This window comes from Yokenella regensburgei ATCC 49455 (genome assembly GCF_000735455.1).
Classification (GTDB): Bacteria; Pseudomonadota; Gammaproteobacteria; order Enterobacterales; family Enterobacteriaceae; genus Yokenella; species Yokenella regensburgei.
Map to the genome: position 1 here is coordinate 55,941 of NZ_JMPS01000039.1, position 6,229 is coordinate 62,169.

Sequence of the window (6,229 nt, forward strand, 5' to 3'; positions counted from 1 at the left end):
TTAATTCAACAGAAGGCTTGATATGTTGTTATGATAGTCATCAGTACAAACATAATTTTCTGATTTCTTGCTACCATTTAAGTATGATACATTTAATTTATTTTGTGGGTTATCATCCGAATCATCATTCTGATTAAAATTACCTACTGATACATATTTATCTGATGCATTAAACTCCAGATACTCATCATCATATTCTGAAATGGGTTTAAACTCATCTTTAATTTCTTCAGCTGTGTTCCGTGATTTTATTTTACTTTCATTTACACTGATAACGAAGTAATTATCATCAATATAGAGGCGTATTTTCTCTCCTGTTTTTGCCGTGCATGCGAAAAGTTCATTATCTTGCTTAGCCATGGCAGATGTTGAAACCATCAAGAAACTCAAATAAAAAAATAAATATTTCATTACATCCTCTCTTTTCAAGTAAAATTATCAACAGTTTGAAAGTGAAACAAACAATGACTAATTATAATAACGGACACAGTCAATGCGTTCATGTTGTAGCATTCATAGTAAACTAACACACAATAGATAAAAAGTGATACATCGAAGAAAGATCTGTGTACAGGATGCATTACATGTTTATACTCAAAATGCTGAGAAATAATATTGGAGTTCAGTTTGAAAGTATCCATTCCAAAACGCCCGACGGAAGAACTTACACATCTGTCATGGTGTATTCTGGTTGCTGTTGGTTTTGCCAGACAGGAAGGTAGAGCGGTTTCTACGCATATGTTCATCATGCAGTGGCTGCTGGCCGCTCAAAAACACAAGCAGTATCCCCGAACGTTAGCTTCGGACATTATCTGGCTGCAGGAGCAAGGTAAACAGTATGAACCTTCTACACATTCAAAATGCAAAAACATCGGTATCTAACCGATGTTTTTCTTTTAATTTACTTCTTCATTGGAGGAATCTTAGGGCCACTTACTGGCGCAAACGTCCCCTGCGATGTTGTCTGGGCTGATGTTTGGCAACCATATCCAGGAATCTGACTCCCCTGTTGTGGTCGTGCAACCATCTGTAGTCCATCAGAACGAACCTGCATACCGCCAGCCGCAATCTGTAACCCATCCTGAAGGCGGACCTGGAGACCATCAGTGGTCATTATGCTCCGATCTTTCGATGTCTGATACTTTGCCATTTGGAACCTCAATATAATTTTCGAAGATGACCATTTTACCATATTCTTTTGAAATATAGATAAATTCTGTTGTCCAGAGAATTTCACCTGTTTCCGAATTCAACACAGTAGCATTTAAAAGTCCCAGTTCCTGGGTTTTCTCATTTTCGTTATACAGTGAGATAACCCCATGAATGAGCATGTTATTTTCATGCAATAAGACATAGCACTGACCTGTTTTTTTGTGCATAATCTCAACAGAACGGATAAAAGCATTATCATCACCATATTTATTAGAAATGCCTTTACGTAATAATAGCTCGTGAAATGTACGTTTAGTCGAAAGATATACAGCAGCTAATCCCAAAGGAATAGCACAAAGCCCTCCCAGTAAAATTTCAAGCGGGTTAATCGCTATCTTTTCCTCATTAGGAATCGACCAGATGGATAGTAATCTCCAATGAATGGATTTTGTATCGCCAATACCTGTTATCAATTGTAAAATGCTAACCATAGCTTGCATTGAAAGGTAAGTAGCAATACCAAAAACTACCGACATCAAAATATATCTAAATGAGTCCCAGGACTTATGTTGTGTATAAGTATCATAAATCAGTGCCATAATCACACCAGGGATCATTATTGTTACCAGAGATACTGTCAATGTATTCATTCACTTTCCTGTCAGTTCAACATTGAGAACAGCCTATTTAATATAACTGAATTACCACGGGTTAAACAGCCACTTCAGAGTCATTTAGAATAGCTAAAAGATAGCTCTCCATGAGTAGAAAACGTTATCCCGAACAGTTTAAATTTGAAAAAGTCAAATAGGTTGATCGTGGCTACTCGGATACTTGCCTGCTTCTTCGTCGCTTATGTTGACTCCTTTCACCATACTGTTTTGCTGTATTTGGTACAGAAATGATATCACAGCGATATCAATTTTTGGGATGACGATAATTGTGCGTCAATGTTCAGCCATGTTAAATTGATGCCACTAATTCTATAAATTCTTTTACCGACATCAGTTCCTGATGAACATCATGGGGATAGGTTTCCCATAATGGAAAGGGAACTATGAGATTAAGGTGTTTATCTCTCATTTCAGTCAGTTGGGCTTTACTGATACCTGGTTGTATAGTCACCAGATACTTCGTCTTAAGACGGTCGCCTTCAGCCAATACCTGACGCCAGCGATCTTTACATGTTGTTTTGGCACCAAGCAGAATTAATTTTTCTGCATCATAATTTTTATCGTGGTATGCATCAAACGAAGGAAAAAGAAAATCTGGTTTTGACTTATTCTCAGTTGTCTTTTTCGATGAACCTTTCTCAAACTTAAGCCCATGTAAATTAAAAAGATGTCCAAGGTGGTTTTCAAATGAGAACCCCATGCGTGATTTTCTGCGATTGTGTACACTTAAAGAAAAATCGATGAAGGTATCGACATCACTGCCATCATCTCCAAATCCATGACGCAGACGGTTGCTGACGAGGTAGCGCTCATAGGTTCGAAAAATATGTTCTTCTTCGGTTAGCCATTCCATAAGCGCTTCGTCTGGATCCTTCCTGGGATTTGCAGGTTTACGTTTCCGCGCAAGTTCAGAGAATACATGAGATTTAGGGAGACCTTCAGGGTAGTGCTCAAGAAGAAACGCCAACAGTTCCTTGTCGGTTTTTTGTTCAGACTCGAAGCTTATTCCCAGTTGTTCAAACAGGATTTGTACTGGCAGGAGCAGCTTTTTATCGCCAATGTTTGAGGGGGTGAATGTTTCGTCAAGCTGCTCCGACAACCCAAACAATTCGCGTAGTTGTGCTTCAATGATGGAGTCAGCCGGAGTGAAACACATCAGGAGTGAGCTGTTAGCCAGCTTGGTAATGAGGAGGAAGTCACCTTCGTTGATGGATTCAGTAACTGAATTCTCGCGGTAGTAAAGCCGATACTCGGGGGAGCGGGTCTTTGATTTACGGCGGACATCGTACCAGGTAACAAGATCATCAGCAATCAATGGTTCACCCGTTTCATCGGTGATATAAACCATTTTGCACATGAGCTCCCGCGTTTCATCTTTCCCAGGGAGTCCCAGTACATCGCCAAACCCCACTTTTACGAGCCCGCCAATTTCATGCTGATGAGAGCGCGTGACTTCGGCATCGACAGCACTCAGGTACTTTCCGGCGGCAGCCTGAAAGATATCTCTTAGTTTCTGATTCATAAGGGACAATCCTTTATCGAAGAGATACCAATCTACAGGGTTAAGAGAAAAAAATAAAACATTAAGGGCTGGTGTGTTCGCCAGCCCTTATTCATATCACCCTGCTTTTTGCATCAACTCATCAGCGCTGCTAACCGCTTTCTGAATGTACGGCTTCAGTAGCTTTGCAACGGCCTCAAAGACGGGAACAACAACAGAATTACCAAACTGGCGGTAAGCCTGCGTATCAGAAACAGGAATACGGAATTTGCATTCACCAGGTTTTTCAAAACCCATGAGGCGCGCACATTCTCGCGGGGTCAGACGACGGGGACGGTGTTCAAGATTTGTAGCATCGCCAAAATCTTTTTCGCCCTTCTCCTTATCCCATCCCCTGTCAATGAGGATCTCTGAGCCGTCTTTGTGATAACGTGCCGAAAGTGTTCTTGCCACAGCATGACTGTCATCGGGTGACACTAGCCCAAATCCAAAACCATTACCCTTAGCCTGATGTTTTTTCGCGTAATTGTAGAGATACTCCCAGAGATTGACGGTTAGTATGTATTTTTCGTCTACCTCATCATCGAGTAGCTCTCTAAATGCAGGACGAACTGGGGGATAGAATTTCTGAATATCCTGCAGTGAGAAATTTTCTGCCAGTTTGAGATCACGTCGAAAACCAACAAGAACGATACGTTCACGGTGTTGGGGCAAAAAGTGTTTACCATCGATGATCTTAGGATCTGATGCTCCTGAGCTGTCAACATCAGCGACATCATATCCAAGTTCATCAAGGGTTTGTTGAATCACTTTAAATGTTTTCCCTTTATCGTGGCTCTTCAGGTTTTTAACGTTTTCGAGTACGAATATTGATGGTTTTTTCACCGCGATGATCCTGGCGACATCAAAGAAGAGTGTTCCCTGAGTTTCGCACTCAAACCCATGTGCCCTGCCGAGTGAATTCTTTTTGCTGACTCCTGCCAGACTGAAAGGCTGGCAGGGGAATCCGGCTAACAGGACATCATGCTGTGGAATATGTTTGTCAATGTTTGCGTAGGCTTCAGACTCCGGGATGTCAGGCTTATCACTTAAGGTGATTTCTCGGATGTCGGAGTTGAATGTATGCTCATGCGGGTCGCTATACCAGTTTGCTTTGTAGGTTCTGACCGCTTGCTCGTTCCATTCGCTGGTGAATACACACTGTCCGCCAATCGCTTCGAAACCACTACGAATACCGCCAATGCCTGCAAAAAGATCGATGAAGCGGAATTCATAATGAGGATGGTGGGCAGGCGGTTCAGGCAAGAGGTTATGAAGCATTTTCACTTCGACTTCAACAAGCTGTTTGGGGGCGGTTTTACCATTTATCCATCGATTAATGGATTCCCTTGTCCAGTCATTATTGCTGACAGAACGCAAGCATTCTGCGACAGTTTTTTGATCATAAATTTCGAGAACCTGCTTCAGAAGGGCAAGGTCTTCGGCCAGACGTAGCTGGGCTGCCTGTTGTGATTCTTCCATCAATTTTCTGACGATAGGCTGCAATTCTTTCATGACATTTATCTTATGGGTTAAATTAGTGACAGATTAGCACAAAACAATTCCCTGTATATACATCCATAGTGCCATTAGCAAAGCTTTTCTGAGTAATCAGATGCGTAACTATGATGTGCGTGAGGAGAGCTTGTGTGATGGAGGGAAACATGTTTTATCCATGTATTCATTGTGTTATGGAATATTGAACAGAATGAAATAAACAAAGGACGCCTGGCCACGAAGGCCCTGTGTTCTGGTTTATGATGTTGTTTCTATTATTATATAACATCCACTACCAGCTTAATCTGGCAGAGAACCCGCCAGATTCTTTGCCGAAACACTGCTGGTAGGCGGTTCCGTTACTTCAGGTATCGGCGATATGGTTACTACCGGTGCAGGTTGATGCGATCCAGACTGAATATTCAGAAACGACGACAGTATGGTTCTCAATGTGTCCTGGCTCGTATTGTCAGCCAGCAGCGCCGCAAGTACCGACGGCAACCTGTTGTCAATCTCGCCCAGCGCTATACCGGCCAGTAAAGCCGTTCGTGACAGCTCACCGCGATCGCCCCGGTGGTGCGCCTCTATCCGGGCATCCGCAAAACGTTCACTGGCGTGTGTTTCCGGGCGCAGATAAATCAGTACTTTTCTTCGGTTCATTACTACCTCAGTCAGCCAATAGCTTTTAAACCGTGAACCAGCGCGAACTGCGGATCTTGGGCCACGAAGAAACGATCTTCGCGCAGGTGAACGTGGTTACGAATGGCTTCAGCCAACAGACAGGCTCCGCCTCCCACGACTGCAACATGGGTATACCCTTTAAAGCGATCAATCGCTTCCAGTACCCGTGCACGATAACGCGAGATACCACTGTGGATTGCCTGCTTTATGCTATCAACAGCCCTCGGATCGTTGATATTGTTCGCCAGGTACGTATCGTCAAAACGTTTGATAATCAACCTGTCCACGTTGTAGCGGGAGAGCGCCATACCTGCTTTACGTAACGCCTGCTGAACTTCATCGGTCACCAGCGATACGCCCAATGCCGGATCGCCGTAGATACGCGATACCGAAGACATCTGGCCCGCTACCTGTGAGATATCCAGCGTAGTTCCTCCGAGATCAACAATCAGCACAGAGTTGGAGGACGAGAGTTGATCACACAGCGCTATACCTGCAGGAATGGACTCCGGGCGCACGGTGACGCGGGTGATGGTGAATACGTGGCCGTTATTCAGCGCTACCGGTTGCAGCAGGCTCTGCTTTTTGCGCTCAATGTTATCAAGCCGGTACTGCGCGTCTTCGTCGTAGAACTCCGCCAGCGGCAGTGTTACCACGATATCCACGCACTGCGGTGTAAGGCCAC

Annotated in this window: 7 protein-coding genes; 1 reads left to right on the forward strand and 6 read right to left on the reverse strand. The window is 43.6% G+C overall.

From position 1 onward, the window contains the following. Positions 1-411, reverse strand: a complete 411-nt coding sequence (locus GYRE_RS11890) for a hypothetical protein (RefSeq protein WP_038255450.1) — start codon at positions 409-411, stop codon at positions 1-3. 216 nt (positions 412-627) lie between these two features. Between GYRE_RS11890 and GYRE_RS24505 the strand changes: the two genes are divergently transcribed. After that, the gene (locus tag GYRE_RS24505) at positions 628-882 is read left to right on the forward strand and encodes a DUF2913 family protein (protein WP_112471509.1); all 255 of its coding nucleotides are present in this window, start codon (positions 628-630) and stop codon (positions 880-882) included. A 221-nt stretch (positions 883-1,103) separates the two neighbouring features. On the opposite strand, the gene GYRE_RS11900 is transcribed toward GYRE_RS24505, so the two are convergent. From GYRE_RS11900 to parM, 5 genes are all read right to left on the reverse strand, one after another. Continuing rightward, entirely contained in the window at positions 1,104-1,802 is a 699-nt protein-coding gene (locus GYRE_RS11900) for a hypothetical protein (protein ID WP_038255452.1), read from the reverse strand. Between the two features lie 313 nt (positions 1,803-2,115). After that, positions 2,116-3,348, reverse strand: a complete 1,233-nt coding sequence (locus tag GYRE_RS11905) for a type II restriction endonuclease (RefSeq protein ID WP_038255455.1) — start codon at positions 3,346-3,348, stop codon at positions 2,116-2,118. Between the two features lie 96 nt (positions 3,349-3,444). Then, entirely contained in the window at positions 3,445-4,881 is a 1,437-nt protein-coding gene (locus GYRE_RS11910; protein ID WP_038255456.1) for a DNA cytosine methyltransferase, read from the reverse strand. A 282-nt stretch (positions 4,882-5,163) separates the two neighbouring features. Beyond that, positions 5,164-5,523, reverse strand: coding sequence for a plasmid partitioning/stability family protein (locus GYRE_RS11915; protein WP_038255459.1), 360 nt, complete (start codon positions 5,521-5,523; stop codon positions 5,164-5,166). Positions 5,524-5,534: 11 nt separating this feature from the next. Beyond that, positions 5,535-6,229, reverse strand: a 695-nt coding sequence (gene parM, locus GYRE_RS11920; RefSeq protein WP_038255478.1) for a plasmid segregation protein ParM domain-containing protein, incomplete at its 5' end; no start/stop codon positions are given.

Excerpts from the sequence above, each read along its gene's own strand:
- GYRE_RS11890 (WP_038255450.1), bottom strand. The coding sequence starts at position 411 with ATGAAATATTTATTTTTTTATTTGAGTTTCTTGATGGTTTCAACATCT.
- GYRE_RS11900 (WP_038255452.1), bottom strand. The coding sequence starts at position 1,802 with ATGAATACATTGACAGTATCTCTGGTAACAATAATGATCCCTGGTGTG.
- GYRE_RS11905 (WP_038255455.1), bottom strand. The coding sequence starts at position 3,348 with ATGAATCAGAAACTAAGAGATATCTTTCAGGCTGCCGCCGGAAAGTAC.
- GYRE_RS11910 (WP_038255456.1), bottom strand. The coding sequence starts at position 4,881 with ATGAAAGAATTGCAGCCTATCGTCAGAAAATTGATGGAAGAATCACAA.
- GYRE_RS11915 (WP_038255459.1), bottom strand. The coding sequence starts at position 5,523 with ATGAACCGAAGAAAAGTACTGATTTATCTGCGCCCGGAAACACACGCC.